Origin of the sequence: Streptomyces humi, from assembly GCF_001005085.2 — a bacterium.
In the GTDB taxonomy this organism is placed as follows: domain Bacteria; phylum Actinomycetota; class Actinomycetes; order Streptomycetales; family Streptomycetaceae; genus Streptomyces; species Streptomyces humi.
Genome location: NZ_LBMU02000078.1, coordinates 1 through 18,788 on the forward strand (window position 1 = coordinate 1; position 18,788 = coordinate 18,788).

General features: G+C 70.7%; 15 protein-coding genes. 11 read left to right on the forward strand and 4 right to left on the reverse strand.

Features of this window, described 5'->3' with window-relative positions:
- Window positions 1-22 precede the first annotated feature (22 nt).
- A complete protein-coding gene (locus AAW13_RS30995) occupies window positions 23-1,780 on the forward strand; it encodes a PucR family transcriptional regulator (RefSeq protein WP_071659738.1) in 1,758 nt (585 codons plus the stop codon).
- A 215-nt stretch (window positions 1,781-1,995) separates the two neighbouring features.
- The gene (locus AAW13_RS31000; RefSeq protein WP_046734309.1) at window positions 1,996-2,376 is read left to right on the forward strand and encodes a DUF2267 domain-containing protein; all 381 of its coding nucleotides are present in this window, start codon (window positions 1,996-1,998) and stop codon (window positions 2,374-2,376) included.
- A gap of 31 nt (window positions 2,377-2,407) precedes the next feature.
- Here the strand turns inward: AAW13_RS31000 and AAW13_RS31005 are convergent, their stop codons facing one another.
- Window positions 2,408-3,298 (reverse strand): LysR family transcriptional regulator, encoded by an 891-nt coding sequence (locus AAW13_RS31005; protein ID WP_046734308.1) that lies wholly within the window; start codon window positions 3,296-3,298, stop codon window positions 2,408-2,410.
- Between the two features lie 224 nt (window positions 3,299-3,522).
- Between AAW13_RS31005 and AAW13_RS31010 the strand changes: the two genes are divergently transcribed.
- From AAW13_RS31010 to AAW13_RS31020, 3 genes are all read left to right on the forward strand, one after another.
- Window positions 3,523-4,716, forward strand: a complete 1,194-nt coding sequence (locus tag AAW13_RS31010) for an MFS transporter (RefSeq protein WP_046734307.1) — start codon at window positions 3,523-3,525, stop codon at window positions 4,714-4,716.
- 98 nt (window positions 4,717-4,814) lie between these two features.
- Complete coding sequence (locus AAW13_RS31015; protein ID WP_046734306.1) at window positions 4,815-5,660, forward strand: aldo/keto reductase; 846 nt, start codon at window positions 4,815-4,817, stop codon at window positions 5,658-5,660.
- Window positions 5,661-5,673: 13 nt separating this feature from the next.
- Window positions 5,674-6,282, forward strand: coding sequence for an NADPH-dependent FMN reductase (locus tag AAW13_RS31020; RefSeq protein WP_046734305.1), 609 nt, complete (start codon window positions 5,674-5,676; stop codon window positions 6,280-6,282).
- A 41-nt stretch (window positions 6,283-6,323) separates the two neighbouring features.
- On the opposite strand, the gene AAW13_RS31025 is transcribed toward AAW13_RS31020, so the two are convergent.
- A complete protein-coding gene (locus AAW13_RS31025; RefSeq protein WP_046734304.1) occupies window positions 6,324-7,379 on the reverse strand; it encodes an LLM class oxidoreductase in 1,056 nt (351 codons plus the stop codon).
- 242 nt (window positions 7,380-7,621) lie between these two features.
- Window positions 7,622-7,999 (reverse strand): DUF2267 domain-containing protein, encoded by a 378-nt coding sequence (locus AAW13_RS31030; protein WP_046734303.1) that lies wholly within the window; start codon window positions 7,997-7,999, stop codon window positions 7,622-7,624.
- A gap of 410 nt (window positions 8,000-8,409) precedes the next feature.
- Between AAW13_RS31030 and AAW13_RS31035 the strand changes: the two genes are divergently transcribed.
- Both AAW13_RS31035 and AAW13_RS31040 read left to right on the forward strand, forming a co-directional pair.
- Window positions 8,410-8,859, forward strand: coding sequence for a DUF1931 family protein (locus AAW13_RS31035; protein WP_046734302.1), 450 nt, complete (start codon window positions 8,410-8,412; stop codon window positions 8,857-8,859).
- A 126-nt stretch (window positions 8,860-8,985) separates the two neighbouring features.
- A complete protein-coding gene (locus AAW13_RS31040; RefSeq protein WP_046734301.1) occupies window positions 8,986-9,552 on the forward strand; it encodes a type 1 glutamine amidotransferase domain-containing protein in 567 nt (188 codons plus the stop codon).
- 140 nt (window positions 9,553-9,692) lie between these two features.
- On the opposite strand, the gene uvrA is transcribed toward AAW13_RS31040, so the two are convergent.
- Complete coding sequence (uvrA, locus tag AAW13_RS31045) at window positions 9,693-12,161, reverse strand: excinuclease ABC subunit UvrA (protein ID WP_046734300.1); 2,469 nt, start codon at window positions 12,159-12,161, stop codon at window positions 9,693-9,695.
- A gap of 367 nt (window positions 12,162-12,528) precedes the next feature.
- Between uvrA and AAW13_RS31050 the strand changes: the two genes are divergently transcribed.
- From AAW13_RS31050 to AAW13_RS45650, 4 genes are all read left to right on the forward strand, one after another.
- A complete protein-coding gene (locus AAW13_RS31050; RefSeq protein WP_206306297.1) occupies window positions 12,529-13,650 on the forward strand; it encodes a hypothetical protein in 1,122 nt (373 codons plus the stop codon).
- Window positions 13,651-13,949: 299 nt separating this feature from the next.
- Window positions 13,950-15,125, forward strand: a complete 1,176-nt coding sequence (locus AAW13_RS31055) for a glutathione-independent formaldehyde dehydrogenase (RefSeq protein ID WP_046734299.1) — start codon at window positions 13,950-13,952, stop codon at window positions 15,123-15,125.
- A 307-nt stretch (window positions 15,126-15,432) separates the two neighbouring features.
- Window positions 15,433-17,610 (forward strand): FUSC family protein, encoded by a 2,178-nt coding sequence (locus tag AAW13_RS31060; RefSeq protein ID WP_046734298.1) that lies wholly within the window; start codon window positions 15,433-15,435, stop codon window positions 17,608-17,610.
- 632 nt (window positions 17,611-18,242) lie between these two features.
- Window positions 18,243-18,701 (forward strand): hypothetical protein, encoded by a 459-nt coding sequence (locus AAW13_RS45650; RefSeq protein WP_143145050.1) that lies wholly within the window; start codon window positions 18,243-18,245, stop codon window positions 18,699-18,701.
- Window positions 18,702-18,788: the final 87 nt, after the last annotated feature.

An 18,788-nucleotide genomic window follows, 5' to 3' on the forward strand; every position in this document is an offset into this window, starting at 1 on the left:
GGCCGGCAGTCGGGCGCACCGCCTGCACCACCGTCCCTCCCATCGGAAGGGCAGCCCTCCACGGGGCAGCGCCGGGCGGCGCCCCACGGGCGCACGCGGAGCGCCCCGCCCGCCCGCCCGCACCCCGGCCGACCCCGCCCTCCACGATCTGGTCGCGCTCTCCGGCGCCATGTTCGGCGCTCCGGACGAAGTCGAGATCCTGCGCCTGGCCATGAACCACGTAACCGCCGCGGGGCCGTACAGCGCCGAGGCCGGATACCTCAAGGTGGGCGGCGACCTGGTCCCCAGCCCGAGGAACGGGCAGACGCATGCCTCGGCCGTGGGCAGGAGAGTGCAAGAGCTGGCCGGGCAGGACGGTAACGTGGCCTTCCCTGGCAGGCGCTGGGGCCGGGCCCTGGGGCTACGCGGACCTGCGGGACTCATCGGCTACCTCGTGGTCACGTCCCGCTGCCGGCCCACCGAGGCCGAGCGATACCTGCTCGCCATGCTCGTCCGGCACACCGCCGCCGCACTGTCAGCAGCCTTCGCACACCGCCGCCAACGCGAGGACGCGCGGGAGCTGCACCGGCTGAGGGCGGAACGCGCGGCCCTCCAGGAGCAGCTGATCTCTGTGGTGGCTGAGCTGGCCTACGAGCGAGCCGTTCACGCTGTCATGGCCGACGTCGCTGCCTCGGGTGGCGGCGAGGATGCTGTCACCCGAGCACTGCACACGCTCACTGGACTTCCCGCGCTGGTCGAGGACCGCTTCGGTCGGCTCAGGTCCTGGTCCGGCCCCAGCCGCCCCGTCCCCTATCCCGAACCAGACCCCGTGCACCGGGACGAGATGCTGCACGCCGTCGCCCGTCAGACCGGGCCGGTGCGGATAAAGGACCGGCTGATCACCCTGATCCGCCCGCACGGCGAGATCCTCGGCGTGCTGGCCCTGGTCGATGCCCGGGACGAGGCCGACCAGCACACCGTACTCATGCTGGAACACGCCGCCGCGTCGCTCGCACCGAAGCTGACGCACGTGCGCGATCTGGCCGAAGTGGAGCTCAGACTGCACCGGGAGCTGACCGACGACCTTCTGGCAGGGACGGACGAGACGAGCGCCTACGCCCGGTCCGAGGCAGTCGGACACGACCTGCACCGCACCCACTACATCGTCGTTGTGCAGTGGGCGAACCGGACTGCGGACGATCTCTTCGCGAAGACCGTGAGCCGGGCGGCCACCGCCGTGGGCATGCGCTCGCTGCTGACCCGACGTTCCGGCTACGTCGTCCTCATCGCCGACGGCAGGCCGCACACCCGCGCGTTGTACGAGGCGCTCGCCCGCGAGACCGGGACACGGTCCGGGACGATCGGAGTGAGCGCCCCCTGCGACTCCGTGGACGACATCCCCCGCCGCTACGAGGAGGCGCAGCGCGCCCTGGAGGTGCGCCGCCACTGCCGCGAGCGCTACGGCACGTCGTTCTTCGACGAACTCGGCCTCTACCGGATCCTGGGGCCCGGCAGCGATTACCGGGAACTGGAGACATTCGTACAGGAGTGGCTCGGGCCGCTCATCGACTACGACTCCCGGCACCACGCGACCTTGGTGGAGACCCTCTCCCGGTACTTCGACTGCGGCGGCAACTACGACGAGACCGCCGACTCCCTCGCGATCCACCGCAGCACACTGCGCTACCGGCTCCAGCGCATCCGCGACATCAGCGGCAATGACCTCGCGAACGTCGAGGACCGGCTGAACCTCCAGGTGGCGACCCGGGTGTGGAGGATCGTGCTGGGCGGGCCCGGCTGACGCCTCGCTGGAAGTCATGTGACCAGCACCGCCCGGAGGAGAACGGGGCATCAGATGCCCGCGGTGCGCTCCTGGTGCCGACGCAGCGCGTACGGCCGGCCAGTGCGAAGAGCTCTCACCGCCGTCCGTGGGCGGGCGCGGGCCGGGTCGGCGTGGCAGGCTTGCAGGGGAATCCGCGCCGTTCGTCGCAACACAGCAGCGAAGGAGGACGACGCATGGATGAGCAGGAATTCGTCCGTACCGTCGCCGAGCGCACCGGCCTGAGCCGGCAGGAGGCGGCGGACCTGACCTGGGCCACGCTCGAGACGCTGGCCCACCGGCTCAGCCCTGGTGAGGCCAGGGACCTAGCCACCGAGCTCCCCAAGGGTCTCGCGGAGGCGGTGCGCCGGGGAACCACGGACCGCATCGAGCGCTTCGGCCACTTGGACAGCGTGCTGCGCGTGGCCGAACGCACCATGCTCAAGAGGGAGGAGGCCGACCGCGGCGTGCGAACCGTACTGGCCGTGCTCCGGCAGGCGATCAGCGAGAAGGAGTTCAACGACCTGATGTCGCAGCTCGGCAAGGACTTCTCCCAGGCCCTCGAATCCGCCGGGTGACCCTTCGGCCTCTCCGTGACGGACACCCGCGTCACAGGGCGATGACGTGGAGGTCGACCAGGTCGAGCAGCGCCCTCAGGGCCGAGCTGGGCCGCCGGGTCGACGACGTGCCGAGATGCATGCTCCAGCGGAGCATGGTGTCGTACACGTCCAGGACGTGCAGGCCGGGGGTGCGGGCGACGGTGAACGCGGGCAGGAAGGCGATGCCCAGACCGTGCCGGACCAGTGCCGCTCCCATGTCGATGTCGGGCACTTCCAGTGCCACTCGGCGTACGACGCCGGCCGCCGCGAACGCCCGGTCGACCACCTCGCGGTTGCCGTAGCCCGGCGGGAAGTCCACGAAGGGCTCCCCCGCGAGGTCCGCAAGTGACACCCTTCCCTGCCGCGCGAGCGGATGGGCGGCGCTCACCACCGGGACGAGCGGCACGGTGGCCAGCTCCCGCGCGTCGATCCCGGCGGGCCTGCGTTCGGGCAGCGACAGGAAGGCCACGTCGAGGTCCCCGCTGAGCAGCGCGCGCGCCAGTCCCGCCGAGCCAGCCGTCGCCAGCCGCAGGCGGACATCGATCGCCGCATGTCGCGCGTGCAGCTGGCCGAGGAGCGCAGGGAGGTCCACCACCTCGACCGAGGCCATGGCCCCCACGTTCACCGTGCCGCTCAGTGTGTCCTGTGCGGCACGCACGGCGTCCTGGGCCGCCTGGGCGGCTTGCAGGGTGGCCCGAGCCTCCGGCAGCAGCGCCGCGCCCGCCCCGGTGAGCCGGACCTGCTGCGACGTGCGCTCGAACAGCGCACAGCCGAGCTCGCGCTCCAGGGAGCGGACCGCGGCGGACACCCCCGACTGCACCACGTGCAGCCGGCGGGCGGCACGCGTGAAACTCAGCTCCTCGGCGACGGCGATGAAGTGCTCCAGCTGACGTAGCTCCACACCAGAAGTATCGCTCACATTGCTGGAACTCAGCAAAAACATTCGTTGGCACTGATTCTCCCTGGTGAGGAGAATGGAAAACGTCATCCACTTCCATTCGAGGAGGGGTACTCCTGCCTGCCGTACCGACGTCGCTGAGCCGTCCCACGACCGATGCTTTCCCCGACCTGCCGCCCCGCGTCCCCGCCCGCCGCCGCGCCCCGCACACGACCGGCTTCTGGTTCGTGGCGGTCTCCTTCGCCGTGCTGATGGCCTTCGGTACCGCACCGACCCCGCTGTGGCCGTTGTACGGTGCCCGGGACCACTTCGGCGCGACCACGGTCACGGTGGCGTACGCCTCGATGGTCGTGGGCGCAGCGGCCGCCTTCCTGGGACTGGGACACCTGTCGGACCGGCTCGGCCGGCGCCGCATCATCGTCCCGGCGCTGCTCGTCGGCATCGTCGCGTCGGTCGTACTGATCGTGTGGCGGGACCTGCCGGGGCTGATCGCGGGCAGGGTCCTGAACGGTGTCGGACTGGGGCTGATGGCCTCGACCGCGACGACGTACCTGCACGACCTCCACCGGGAGGCCCGTCCGGACCGGACGGGTTCGGTGCTGCCCGGCATCGTGGCCACCGCCGCCAACCTGGGCGGCCTGGCCTCAGGGCCCCTGGTGGCCGGAGCCGCCGCCGAGTGGCTTCCCACTCCTCTGATCACCGCACAGGCGATCTTCACGCTCGCCATGGCGGTGTGCCTGGCGCTGGTGCTGTGCACCCCGGAGACCGTGGACCGGGAGCTGCCCGCGGCCGAACCGGCCAGGAGGTTCGTCCTGCGCCCCGGCGGCCGGCGGACGTTCGGCGCGGCTGGCGCGCTGGGCGCCTTCGCCTTCGCGATCCTCGGCCTGATCTCGTCACTCGGGGCGAGCGTGCTCCACGGCACCCTGCACACCGACTCGCATTTCGTGGTCGGCCTGGCGGCCTTCCTCATGTTCGGTTCCGCGGCTGCCGCCCAGCTGGTGCTGGGACGCCTCCCGCTGCCCCGGGTCCTGACCGTGGGGGCAGTGGTCTTTCCGGTAGGCCTGGTCCTGTGCGCCGTCGCCCTCTACCACCCGGCGCTCTGGCTCTACCTGGTCGCCGTGTCCCTCTCGGGAGCCGGCTCCGGGCTGCTCTTCAAGGGCGGAGTCGACCGTGCCGGTTCAGTGGCCGAGCCCGCCTCACGCGCGGGGGTCCTCGCCGTGTTCTTCGTCGTCGCATACCTCGGAATGGGCCTGCCCTCCGTGCTGTTCAGCATCGCCCTGCGGCACTTCGCCGTGCAGACCGCGATGATCGGCTTCGCGACGGTCCTCTCCTGCGGCGCCGTCGTGTCGGTGGCCGTCGCTCTGCGCGGTGGCGCACCCGGTCCCGGCGAGCGCTCGGCGCAGTCCGCTCGGCGCTCCTGACCTCACTCTCCGGCTCATCAGACACCTGTTGTCTGGGAGGCGCGGACCTGGGCACCCGGAGCGGGTGCCGCGGATCCGCGGCAGACGGGAGGCCCGAGATGTCCGTGGAATCGGCCAGAACGGTAACGCTCCCCTCCGGTGAGGAGATCGCGGCGCTCGGGCAGGGCACCTGGTATCTGGGCGAGGACCCGGCCCGGCGCGAACAGGAGATCGCCGCGCTGCGGCTGGCCGTGGACCTGGGCATGACCCTCGTCGACACGGCGGAGATGTACGGCGACGGCGCGGCCGAGGAGCTCGTCGGGGAGGCCCTCCGGGGACGCCGGGAGGAGGTCTTCCTCGTCAGCAAGGTGCTGCCCGGAAACGCCGACCAGAAAGGCACCGTCGCCGCCTGCGAGCGCAGCCTGCGGCGGCTCCGTACGGAACGGCTGGACCTGTACCTGCTGCACTGGCGGGGACGGTGGCCGCTCGAGGAGACCCTTGCCGGGTTCACCGACCTGATGGAGGCGGGGAAGATCCGTTACTGGGGTGTGAGCAATCTGGACGTCGCCGACATGGCCGAGCTGACCACCCTCCCCGGTAGTGACGCCGCGGCCGTCGACCAGGTGCTGTACAACCTCTCCCGGCGCGGCATCGAGTGGGATCTGCTCCCCTGGTGCCGCGAGGCGGGGGTGACGGTCATGGCCTACTCCCCGGTCGAGCAGGGGCGGCTCCTGGAGGGCGGGGCACTGGATGCCGTGGCCCGGCCCCTCGGAGCGACGCCCGCCCAGGTGGCACTCGCCTGGGTGCTGGCACAGGGGGTGGCCGCGATCCCGCGTTCCGGATCACCCGACCACGTTCGGGAGAACCGCGGCGCGGTGGACCTCCGCCTTCCCCCCGAGGCGCTCGACGCCCTCGACGAGGCGTTCCCGCCACCCAACGGGCCCACGCCCCTGGAGATGCTCTGAAGGAGTTGACAGGATGACGCGCCCGCTCGTCGTCGGAATGGGAGGGTCGCTGCGCACGCCGTCGACCAGCCTCACCGCACTGTGTGTGGCGGTCGAGGGGGCGGCCGACGCGGGCGCCGGCACCCTGGTGATCGACCTCAAGCGGCTGGCTCTTCCGTTCTACACGTCCGAGCACGGGATCCCTGCGTCCGCCCGTCGGCTCGCGGACACCGTTCAGGCCGCCGACGCCCTGCTGTGGAGCAGCCCGACCTACCACGGGTCGGTCAGCGGCGCGTTCAAGAACGCGGTGGACTGGCTCTCCCTCCTGGCCGACCACGACCCGCCCTACCTCAGCAACAAACCCGTGGGGATGCTGACGACCGCCGGTGGAGTGCAGGGCCTGCAGGCGATCAACGCGATGGAGTTCATCGTGCGGTCGCTGCGCGGCTGGGCCGTGCCGCTGGTGTTCGCGGTCCCGTGGTCCTCCAGGGTCTTCGACGGCGACGGACGCCTTACCGACCAGGCGGTCGGGGACCAGTTGCGGGGCCTCGGCGCGGAGGTGACCAGGGCGGCCCTGCAGTTCCGGGCGGAGGGCACGTGCGACTACGCGCAGCAGTTGCCGTCCGGGGCGGTCCGGGACTGAGCGCGGCCTTGTCACACAGGGGGCGCCGGGGTCGTACTTCCTCAGCGCCCGGTCCGCTCCACGGGCCGCCGGTGTTCCCCGCGCGCCCCGGGACGCCCGGGCGGGAAGTGCGGCAGCACGTGTTCGGCCAGTTCGTCGATCACTTCGGCGACCGGGCGGCGGCTGTGCTTGAAGTTGATCATCAGCTGGTCGATGCCGATGTCCTGCCAGGCCCGCATCATCGCCAGGAACGACTCCCGGCCCACCGAGAATCCCTGGTGGATGCGTCTGGGCAGGGCCAGCGGGTCCTTGGTCAGATCCAGATAGGTGGCCTGTGCGTACGGCTTGAACCCACCGCCGTCGCCCCGGGTCAGCTCCCGCCACCGCTCGATGTTCTCGGCCTGCTGCTGGAGCGGCGGGGTGTAGTACAGCCAGCCGTCCGTGTTGTCGGCGATCCACCGGAGGTCCTGCCTGCCGTGTCCCGTCATCAGTACGGGGATCCGCCGGTACACCGGCTTGGGCAGCAGATCGGTGCCGCGCATCCGGCCGAGCGGCGACTCCACGTGGGGGAAACGGTGCTCGAGGACGATACGGAAGTACTCCAGCGACTGCCGGAACGTCTCGGCCCGGCTGCCCAGGTCCTGGCCGAAGGCCGGGAACTCCACGGGCCGGTCACCGGTGGCCACCCCGAGCAGGAGGCGTCCGCCTGACAGCCGGTCCACCGTGGCGGCCGCCTTGGCGGTGTGCAACGGATGCCGCAGCGGCATGACGATGCTGGCGGTCCCCAGGGTGATCGAGGTGGTGCGGGCACTGAGCTGCCCCAGGTACACCCACGGGTCGAAGACCTGCCCGGCGTCCCCGAAACTCGGGTCCAGCAGCGGCACGTCACGGACCCACACCGAGGCGAAGCCGGCCCGCTCGGCCTGCTGGATCCGCTCGAGATGCCCGGCCAGGCACGGCACGGGCCCGTCGAAGCCCTCGAGGGGCGTGATGGCGCCCACGGTCATCCTGCCGCCGGGATACGCCCTGGCCATGGCCGCGTGCTCGGCGAACGGCAGCTGCGCCCCGCCTTCGACGTCCACGGGTGCGCCGGCTGAAGGAACTGTCGATTGTGTCATGCGATCCTCCGGCGATTTCATGCCGAGTCTGCGTCGGACGTGTGCCGAGGCCGCCCGACCGGAGGTCCTCGCGCATCCCCTCGCCGACGTAGCGCCGACGTTCCAACAGGAGTTCGCTCTGCGCGCCGTGTGGCGGGACGCGGAGCGAACATGGTGCTGTCGTGGGGGAAGGCACGGCGAGGTGATGCGCCGCTGGACGTCGCGGAAGAACAGCCCCCGCGGTACGTCGGTCATGACTCCTTTCAGCCCGGGGCGCCGACGACGGCCTCGAAGTCCCGGGGCAGCTGGGACATCACGTGGCGGAACTCGCCGTCACTGACCGCGTCCCTCAAGGTGCTCAGCTCCGCCCGTACGCCCTCGCGGGCCTCGTCCGGGCTCACCCCTGCGCGCCTGCTCACCCGGTTGATGAACTCGTCGAGTCCGAAGGGCTCGGCCTGCGGAGTGGGTGCGACCAGCGGTTCCTTCAGCTGCTTGGGGAGTTCGGACGCGAGGTCCTCCGCCTCACCCCTGGTGAGCCGCTCGGCCAGGGTTTCCAGGGTGGCACGGGTGAGGGGCTCCGCCTTCTCCGGGGGGACAGGGGCCCGCCGGGTGATGGTGTCGAGGAAGGTGTTGTAGTCCATGAGCCGTTCGCTCTCCGTCGTGCGAGTGGGGATGGCGGGCTGACGCGCGGCGTGGTGCGTGCGCGTCAGCGGAGGCCATCTCCATGCTCCGGCTGTGGGCCGTCACCCTGCCTGCTCCCGGCGGGCGGAAAAGCGGCCGGCTCCATGGGCCTCCGAGCACAAGTGCAGACGGCCTCCGCCACGGGAAAGGGGACACCGGCGCCTGACGGGCGTCAGGGCGCCGTGTTCGTCCAGCGGCGGGGTGATGCCATTTCATGCTGCTCTGCCAGGGCAGGAGGGGGCGTTCTTTTTCGGCCTGGAGTGCGGAGGCGCTCAGCAGGGGGCTCTGCGAATCTCGACCGGTAACAGCCGATGGCGACGCCGGCGGGAGCGAAGGACGCCGTCCGGTTCCCGGTGAGGAGGCGAGAGGCATGACCGTGATGGGTGTGTCGAAGTTCGAGAGGTTCTTCCGCGCCGCCGCGGGCCTCGACGTGGACAAGAACGACCTGAAGCGGTACGGCGACTTCGTCGACGCCAAGCTCTACGACCTGCTGGTAGTCGGCCAGGCATCGGCCAAGGCCAACGGCCGGGACACCGTCGAGCCGTGGGACCTGCCGATCACCAAGGGCCTCCAGGAGAGCGTCCACCGGTTCCGGCGGCTGGACGAGGAGGTCGAGCTGAAGCCGATCCTGGAACAGCTCGCCACGCACCCTCCCCTCGACAGGACACCCACCCAGGAGACCGAAGAGCGCTACCCCGAGATCATCGGCGGTCTCAGCGTCGCCCTCGCCGATACGTTCAAAATCATGTATCCGGACATCAAGAACCCGCAGACCAGCCACTGGGACGGCGTGACCGCGGTGTTCGACCGGCTGCTGTAGCAGTCGCGTCCCGTTGCATGTCACCGGACTCGTCCTCACCCGGACGGCGGGGAGGCGGACCGGCCCTGCCGGGTCTCCCGACCGCTCGCGGCCCGCAACCAGCGACTCGTGAAGGGAGCCTTGACCATGACACAGGAACTCCGGGGGATGCGGGTGGCGATTCTGGCCACCGACGGCGTCGAGCGCGTGGAACTCGACCAGCCGCGCGGTGCGCTGCAGGGAGCAGGGGCGAAGACCGAGATCGTCTCGCTCCACCCCGGCGAGATCCAGGCCCGCCAGTTCGACCTCAACGCGGCCGGAACCTTCCCGGTGGACCGCCTGGTCGCCGACGCCTCCGTCGACGACTACCACGCGCTGCTCCTGCCCGGCGGGGCCATGAACCCCGACCAACTGCGCATGGACCGCGACACGGTGCAGTTCGTCAAGGACTTCATGGCCAGCGGCAAACCGGTCGCATCGATCTGCCACGGTCCGTGGACCCTGGCGGAAGCCGACGCCGTGCGCGGCCGCCGTCTGACGTCCTGGCCCAGCATCCGCACCGATCTGCGCAACGCCGGCGCGGAGGTCGTCGCCGACGAGGAGGTGGTCGTCGACGGGCAGCTGGTCACCAGCCGCGGCCCGGCCGACCTGCCCGCCTTCTGCGCCGCCGTCGTGGAACAGTTCGCCCGGGCGCACCACCCCGTACCCGGCTGACTCGGCGGCCCGACCGCGGGCGCTGCACAGTGGGGCGGGCCCCGCGGCCTGTTCCGTGGTGCCGCGCAGCCGCGTCGAATGCCGCCGCACCCCCGCGCCCCGACCGCGGCTGAATGGTGCTCAGCCCCCCCGCGCTGTCGTCAGGAGCGCGCGAGCCGGGCCGCGAGATAGGGCGCGGTGGCGCTGCGGCGGGCTCTCGCCACCTTGGCCGGCGGGCCCGCCGCGACCACCTGCCCGCCCGCGTCGCCGCCGCCCGGACCGAGGTCGATGACCCAGTCGGCGGTGGCGATCGTGTCCAGGTCGTGTTCGACGAGGACGACCGTGTTGCCGGCGTCGACGAGCCGGTGCAGCTGTCGCAGCAGCAGGGCGATGTCCGCCGGGTGCAGCCCCGCCGTCGGCTCGTCGAGCAGGTAGAGCGCGTGCCCGCGGCGGGCTCGCTGCAGTTCGGTCGCCAGTTTGATGCGTTGCGCCTCACCGCCGCTGAGTTCCGTCGCGGGCTGGCCCAGTCGCAGGTAGCCCAGTCCCACCTCGCGCAACGTCTCCAGACTGCGGGAGGCGGCCGGGACTGCGGACAGGAACTCGGCGGCGGCGTCGACGGACAGCGCGAGTACTTCCGCGATGTTCCTGCCGCGATAGGTGACTTCCAGCGTTTCGGCGTTGTACCGGGCGCCTTCGCAGGCCGGGCACGGGGCGTAGGTGCCGGGCAGGAACAGCAGTTCCACCGCGACGAACCCTTCGCCCTGACAGGTCTCGCACCGTCCCTCGGGCACGTTGAAGGAGAACCGCCCGGCCGAGTAGCCGCGCGCCCTGGCCTCGTCCGTCGCCGCGTACAGCTTGCGCACCGCGTCGAACATCCCGGTGTACGTGGCCAGGTTGGACCGAGGGGTTCGGCCGATGGGCCGTTGGTCGACCCGGACCAGCCGGTCGAACGACTCGACCCCCGAAGCGTCCTGGACGTCGACCTCCAGCCGCGCCTCGTCGGGCTCCTCGGGCACGAGTCCGAGGTGGCCGCGGACGACCTCGGCGAGCACCTGCGTCACCAGCGTCGACTTTCCGGAACCGGACACGCCCGTCACCGCCGTCAGTACGCACAGCGGTACGTCGACGGACACGTCGTGCAGATTGTGGCGGGAGACGCCGCGCAGGTGCAGCCACCCGTGCGGGGTGCGCGGGCGGTGATCGAGCGGCTGGGCGCGCCCGAACAGGTACCGGCCCGTGGCCGACTCCCCGATCCGCTCGAGACCGGCGACCGGGCCGCTGTACAGCACGCGTCCGCCGCCCTCGCCCGCACCGGGGCCGATGTCGACCACCCAGTCCGCCCGCCGTACGACGTCCATGTCGTGCTCCACGACGAACAGCGAGTTGCCCGCCGCCTTGAGTCGGTCCAGCACCTCCAGCAGCGGTTCCGCGTCAGCCGGGTGCAGGCCCGCGGAGGGTTCGTCGAGGACGTAGACGACGCCGAACAGTCCCGAGCGCAGCTGGGTGGCGATCCGCAGGCGCTGCGCCTCGCCGGGTGACAGGGTCGTCGAGCGGCGCCCGAGGCTGAGATATCCGAGGCCCAGGTCGAGCAGTACGTCGATCCGCGCGACCAGATCACCGCAGATCCGGACCGCGACCTCGGTCGTCTCCCCGGTCCGGGCGGTCGAGGTGGTGGCGTCGGCCTCGGACCGCCCCGCGACGGGCCGCAGCAGCGCCACGACCTCGGTGAGCGGCATCGCGTTGATCTCGGCGATGGAACGTCCGGCGAAGGTCACGGCGAGAGCCTCGGGCCGCAGTCCGCTGCCGTGACAGGCAGGGCAGGGCACACTCCTGACGAACCGGAGCGCCCGCTCGCGCATCTTCTCGCTCTTGGAGTCGGCGAGGACGTGCATGACGTGCTTGCGGGCGCTCCAGAACTTGCCCTGGTAGCCCCAGTCGATCCGGTCCTCCTCCGGCTCGATGTACACGGCGGGCTGCTCGTCCGTGTACAGCAGCCAGTCCCGGTCCTTCTTCCTGAGCCTGCGCCACGGCCGGTCGATGTCGATCCCCAGGTTGCTCACGACGCTGCGCAGGTTGGCGCCCTGCCAGGCGCCCGGCCAGGCGGCGATCGCCCCCTCGCGGATGCTCAGCGAGGGGTCCGGGACGAGCAGGTCCTCGGCGACGTCGTGCACGACGCCCAGTCCGTGGCACTCCGGGCAGGCGCCGGCCGCGGTGTTGGGGGAGAACGACTCGGCTTCCAGCCGGGCGGCCCCGGGCGGATAGGTGCCGGCGCGGGAGTACAGGATGCGCAGCAGGTTGGACAGCGTGGTGAGGGTGCCGACCGTCGAGCGCGAGCTGGGCGCCCCGCGTCGCTGCTGAAGGGCCACGGCCGGTGGCAGTCCGGTGATCTTCTGCACGTGCGGTGCGCCGACCTGTTGCAGGAGCCTTCGGGCGTACGGTGCCACGGACTCGAAGTAGCGCCGCTGGGCCTCCGCGTAGAGCGTGCCGAACGCGAGCGAGGACTTGCCCGAACCGGAGACGCCGGTGAAGGCGACCATCGCGTCCCGCGGAACGTCGACATCGATGTTGCGCAGGTTGTTCTCACCGGCGCCCCGGACATGCACGAAGGGGTCGGTCGCGTCCTTGTTCACCGTTCCTGATTACCTGATCGTGCCGGGAACCGCGCGACAGGCGCCGTCACGGGGCCCCGCTCCCGAGGCACATTCCAGAGTGCTTCACCGTCGCCTGCCCCCTGCCTGCGCACTTCCGGGCAGGACACCGAAGCGGGTGTCCGGTGGCGCGGCGTGCGGTGCCGCCCGGGTGGCGCGGAGCTGGTGTTCGCGGTGGCGCATGTAACCGTGTGGCCTGATGGTAGAGCAGGCCCTACGCAGGAGGTCGAGGAGATCTGACTGTACCGATTGCGCCTGCTGGCGGGGGCCTGCGTGTCACGCGGTGTCGGCGTTACTTGGGGGCAGCCTGTGGGCACTCGCGATCGCGGGGTAGCCGACGAGAGGAGTCATGCGGGTGTCGTCTCAGGACGTTACGGTCGTGGCTCTTCTGGCGGATCCGGACGCGCCGACGGAGATCGCGCAGCGCATGGCCCAGATGCTTCCTGATCGACTCGCCGACAGGTCAGGCCCGGGACGACGGTTCGACGTCGTGGTGGTCAGTGAGCCCTTCACCGCGGGGACCGAGGACCTGTCCACCCTGACGCGGCGGATCATGGACCGCGGAAGTGAGGGGAACTGGGACATCGTCGTGGCCCTCACCGACCTTCCGCTGCATTCACACGGGCGCAAGCTCGTAGTGGATCTGAGTCACGAACACGGCCTTGCGCTGCTGTCCCTTCCCACGCTCGGAGGCTTCCGGCTCCAGAAAAGGGCCCGGCAGGCCGTGGAGGAAGCCGTGCTCAGCCTGGCGGGCCCGCGCGCCACCGGGCCTGAGGGGCGTACGGGAAGTCAGCCGCTGCGGGGGCCCTTCATCGGTCGTCTCGTGCCCATCCGTCCGGGCCAGGTCGGTGAGGAGGAGATCGCCGATCTGCGGTACGTCGTCAGTGGGCCGCGCGGCTACCTGAGGGTGCTCGGCGGTATGGTCCGCGCCAACCGGCCGTGGCGGTTGGTGCCGGGTCTGTCCAAGGCGTTGGCGGCCGCGCTCGCCACGGGAGCGGTGGCCACCGTGAACTCCACCATCTGGAACCTGGCCACCTCCCTGAGCACGCCACGTCTGGTGATCGCCATGGTCGGGTCCGTCGCTCTCATGATCGGCTGGCTGATCGTGGACGCGAACCTGTGGCATCGGACGGATGAGGTTTCGCCGGAGGCGAGGAAGCGGACGGCTCTCTACAACGCCTCGACGATCGTCACCTTGGGAATCGGGGTGATCCTCTGCTACGTGGGTTTGGTGGTCATCAACCTGGTGTGGGCGCTGTTCATCCTCAACGACCGGCTGTTCGCCTCCACGACACGGACCCCGCTGCACGCCACGGAGTACTGGACGCTGTCCTGGTTCGTCGCTTCGGTCGCCACGGTGGGCGGCGCGCTGGGATCGGGCCTGGAGAGCGACGAGGCGATCCGGGCGGCCGCCTACTCCAAGCGCGAGCAGGAGCGTCGCAGCATGTTGCGGGACGACCGCGGTGACTGACGGCTGACCTCAGTCGGAGATGTGCAGTCGGTTGGTGGTCGTCCGGGTCCGGAGATTTCGCTATTCGGTCGGCGCGTGGTCGTTTCGCCTCGGGAGCCGACGGGCACCCGCACCGCACGCCGCCGGAGCGCCGGAGCTCCGCCTGGCGGAGCCGGCGGCAACACGACCGTCCCACCTGATCCAGGTGAACGGCCCCACGGAGGCGTGCCGGAGTCCCGGACCCCGTCGCGGCACTTCCGACAGTCGGACTCTCCGCGCCTTCCCCATCACCGCCGTACCGCGACATCAGGGAAGCCATCATGAAAGCAGCGGTATACGAAGGCCCGCGCACGGTCACAGTGAAGGACGTACCGGACGCGAAGATCGAACATCCCTGCGACATCATCGTCAAGATCACCACCACCAACATCTGTGGTTCGGACCTGCACATGTACGAGGGCCGCACCTCGTTCGAGTCCGGCCGCACCCTGGGACACGAGAACATGGGCCAGGTCGTGGAGGTCGGCTCGGCCGTCCGCAAGGTCCAGGTCGGCGAGTACGTGGTCCTGCCCTTCAACATCGCCTGCGGCTTCTGCAAGCAGTGCGAGCAGGGTCTGACCAACTACTGCCTGACCATGCAGCCGGAACCGGCCCTCGCGGGAGCCGCCTACGGATTCGCCGAGATGGGCCCCTACCAGGGCGGCCAGGCGGAGCTGCTGCGCGTGCCCTACGGCGACTTCAACGCGCTGCGTCTGGGCGAGGACGCCGCCGAGCGGCAGACCGACTACGTGATGCTCGCCGACATCTTCCCGACCGGATATCACGCCACCGAGATGGCCCACGTCAAGCCGGGTGACCAGACGATCGTCTTCGGAGCCGGTCCCGTCGGGCTGATGGCGACCTACTCCGCCCTCCTCAAGGGCGCCGGCCGCGTCTGGACGGCCGACCACCAGCCCGACCGGCTGCGCAAGGCGGAGGAGATCGGGGCCATCCCGATCAACACCGCCGAGCAGAACCCGTCGGAGGTCGTCAAGGAGGCCACCCTCGGTCTGGGCGCCGACAACGGCTGCGAATGCGTCGGCTACCAGGCACACGACCCCCAGGGGCACGAGGACGCCAGCCTCACGCTCAACGGACTGATCGACTCGGTCAGGTTCACCGGCGACATCGGCGTGGTGGGCGTGTTCCTGCCCCAGGACCCCGGCGGCGCTGAGGCCCAGGGTGAGCTGGAGGCCCAGGGCAAGGTCCCGATCGACTTCGGCATGATGTGGTTCAAGGGCCAGCGCATGGGGACCGGGCAGGCGCCGGTGAAGAAGTACAACCGGGCCCTGCGGGACCTGATCGCCGGTGGGAAGGCGAAGCCGAGCTTCGTCGTCTCCCACGAGCTCAGCCTGGACGAGGCCCCCACCGCCTACGAGCACTTCGACGCCCGTGACGACGGCTGGACCAAGGTCGTCCTGCACCCCAACGGACACGGCAACGGCCACAAGCGGTAAGAAACCCGGGGCCCCCGTGCCCCCTGTATCCCTGGACCGGTCCGGGGGAGGGGTAGCGATCTGCCCGTCCCCCGGGCGGGACTGGGGCAGTCGCCGCGCTCCGGCCGGAACTGAACCAACAACGATCGCCCGCGCTCCGGCCTGGAGGACGGACGGCGGACAGCGGTGTCCGCAGTGGCAGCACCCCTCCAGCGGCTGCGGCCGCCAGCCGGTGAGCGAGGCCCTGGGAGGCTGCCTTGCCCGACGGCTGCCGCACCTCAACCAGACCGACGCGCCCCGGCAGGGCGTTTCGGCCAGGCGGACACCCGTGACGTGGCTCCGGACCTTCGGGGAGGTCGCACGATCCGGGCTCACGATCGAGGAGACGCGGCTGGAGCCCCTGCTCGCGCTGCGCGCAGCCGCTGGGGTGGCGATCGTCGTCGGGCCGACGCTGTGGCTGGTATCCCCTGCGTATGCCGCGTCCGCCGCTCTCGGCGCCTACTCCGCGGGTGGGGCCACCTTCCAGCGCAGCTGGCGTCCACGCAAGGTGGTCGCGCTCGGCGCGGGCACGGGTCTGGCGCTCAGCACCTTCGTGGGCTACCTGGCGGCGGGGCGACTCGTGACGTTCCTCCCACTGCTGGCCGTATGGGCCTTCGCCGCGGGAATGGCGTGGGCCGTCGGATCGACCGCTGGGATCGTCGCAGCGACGACCGTGGGCAGCATGCTGGTGACCATCACCTTGCCCACGAGCGTCGGGCGAGCCCTGGAGCACGCCGGGATCATCGCACTCGGGGGCGTGACGCAGGCCGTGCTGATCCTGCTGTTCCCGATCCGCCGTTGGGGAGCGCATCGTGACGCGCTCGCCGACGCTCTGGCCGCCGTGGCGGACTACGCCCGCCGGTTGCGGCACGACCCGACCGCCCCGTTCGACCCGGAGTCGTTGATGACGGCCCGGGACGCGGCTGCCGTGACGCCGTCACAGGCCCGCACCCGTCCCCCCGTCCTGCACGGCCCCCGGGGACTCGCCGAGCGCATTCGGCCGGTGGTCGCGGCGCTCGCCGACCCGGACGTGGGCGCCCCGGCGGAGGGACCCGGGCGGGACCGCGCGCGGGAGTTGCTCGACGCGGCCGCCGACGTCCTGGACGCGGCCGCCCGTACGATCCGACGCGGCACTCCCGCAGAGGTGCGGCCCGAGAGCCTCGACGTCCTGTGCGTCGACGAGGAGCATGAGGTACTGGAGGGCCCCGCCCGGCAGGCCGCCGAGCGGCTCGTGGAACTGCTCGGCGAGGCGTTGGAGATCGCCGGGAGCGGCTGCGTGCGCGGGAGGACGCCCACGCCGCCCGGCCCCGCCGGCGCCCAGTTCCTGGTGCGCCCGACCATGCTCCGGCTGGCCCCGGTCGTCGTCCGGGCGGTCCGCCGTGAGCTGCGCCGGGACTCGCCCGTGTTCCGGCACGCCGTCCGCCTGGCGGCCGTGGCCACGCTCGGCTGTCTGATCGCCGCCCGGTTGCCCCTGGGCCACGGCTACTGGGCGCCCATCGCCTCGGTGATGGTGATGCGGCCGGACTTCCACCGGACGTACGCGCGTGCGGTGGCCCGTCTCGCCGGGACCCTGGCGGGGGTCGCACTCGCCACCGGGATGGTGCGGGCCCTGGGCCCGGACGCCCATGTGTCCGGCGCGCTGGCGGTGGTCTCAGCGGGCCTGTCGTACACGCTGAACCGTACCGGCTACGCCTACTCCCAGTGCTTCACCGCCGCGTACGTCGTCTTCCTGCTCGGCATGGGCGGCCAGGCATGGGAGCAGACGGTCCCGGAGCGGGTGGTGCTCACCCTGCTCGGCGGGGCGCTGGCGATGCTGGCGTACGTGGTGTTCCCCGCATGGGAGACACCCCGACTGCCGGGCCGGCTCGCGGACTGGCTCGCCGCCAACGGCCGCTACGCGGCCGCGGTGCTCCGCAACTACGCCGAACCGACCCGGGAGCATCACGCCGACATGCGCCGGGCACTGCTGGAGAGCAGGGAGGCACGTGCCGCCTGGCAGGAGGCATACGACCGGGCAAGGCAGGAACCGGTTCGCCCCAGGGGTCTGACGTCGCGCGAGGCGCAGGAGGCACAGGAGGCGCTCAAGGGGTTCGGCCGGGCAGCGATGCTCATGGAGAGCCACGTCCCGCGGGCCGACAGCCATTTCGTCCCCGAGGCGGAGCGATTCGCCGAGGCCCTGGAGACGGACACCTCGAAGGCAGCAGCCGCCGTGCGCGAGCACAGGAATCCGGACTGGGGACGCGTGGAGGAGGCACTCCACGCGTGGGAGGACGCCACCGCCGGCAACGGGAGCCCGGTCGTGCGGCGCGAAGCGGAACTGCAAAAACAGGCCTTGGACGACCTCGCGACAGCCGTGAGCCGAACCCCCCTGGAACGGGACGTCGGCTCTGCTCGCGAGGAGCAGCGGATGCGGGCCTCCGCGGCGACGGAAGGTGACGGATCAGGACCCGCGCACCGAGATGGCTGACGGAAGCCGGCCACGGGGAGCGCCTCGCCTCCTGAGGCGGCAAGCAGTCTCCCCGCCACGTCGGGCGCCGCCTCACGTACGCCGCTGTCGCCATCACAGGACCGAAACTCCGACACGAACGTCTACTCTGCGCTGTGGGAGTTGTACCTGCACCAGATGTTGCTCGGTTCTGGTTGCAGTGTGGAGGTTGAGCGGCAGGCGGGAACGGGTGGCTACAAGCCCGACTTCCTGGTTACTCGCGGCAACGAGCAGTTCGTCGTCGAGGCGATCTGGAAGGCTCAGAAGCGCGACACTGGGTCTTCCTCGCTGCCACCGCAGTTGAGCGACGCCATCGATCGCTTGCCGAGTCCGAACTTCTTCGTCTCGTGCGAACTCCACAGCGTCGGTACGGTAACGCCGCCGCAGAGACGGCTGAAGTCCGGGCTGACGCGATGGCTTGCAAGCTTGGACCCCGACCAGGTCATCGCCGACCATGAGCGCAAGGTGCCGCTTCCCAGTGATCTTGGCAAGAGGCTGGCTGGTGCCTCACGTTTCAAGCGATCCTCCGCAGCCCAGGCAAACGTGGCAATCCATCCAGCAGGACAATCGGCATCTACCCTTCGGCATGGGCGGGCGAGGACGGAGCGGAGCGAGTGCTCGACGCCGTCACATATAAGGGTGGGAACTACGGTGACCTGGAGCTGCCATTCATCGTGGCAGTAGGCCATGCAGCCGACTTCCCCGAAGATGAGGACATCGAGAGAGCTCTGTACAGGAGTACGGTCGAGTACGCCTACGACAGCGGATCGACCTTCGGCAGAAAGCCCGATGGCTACTGGACTGCCACCTACGACCATGCCCACAGCCGTGTCAGCGGCGTGCTCGTCGTGAACAACCCAGCCCCCTGGACCTGGACGAAAAACACTCCCGTTCTCTGGCAAAGCCCGGATCCCGCCTCGCTTCCTGCCCCCACCTTCCCTACCTGGGCAACCACGCAACTGGCTGGGATCCAGGTCAAGCACCAGCCCGCGCATCGCTCCGTCCACACTGCTCTCGGACTGCCGGAACGCTGGCCGACCGGCGACCCCTTCCCCCGAAGTGACCCGAGATGACGGCAGCTGCACCGTCGGTCTTGACAGCGGCGCTCGTTGGTCGTTTGAGGTGTAGGGCCGCAGGTAGGCCCACTCGTCGAGGAGGGT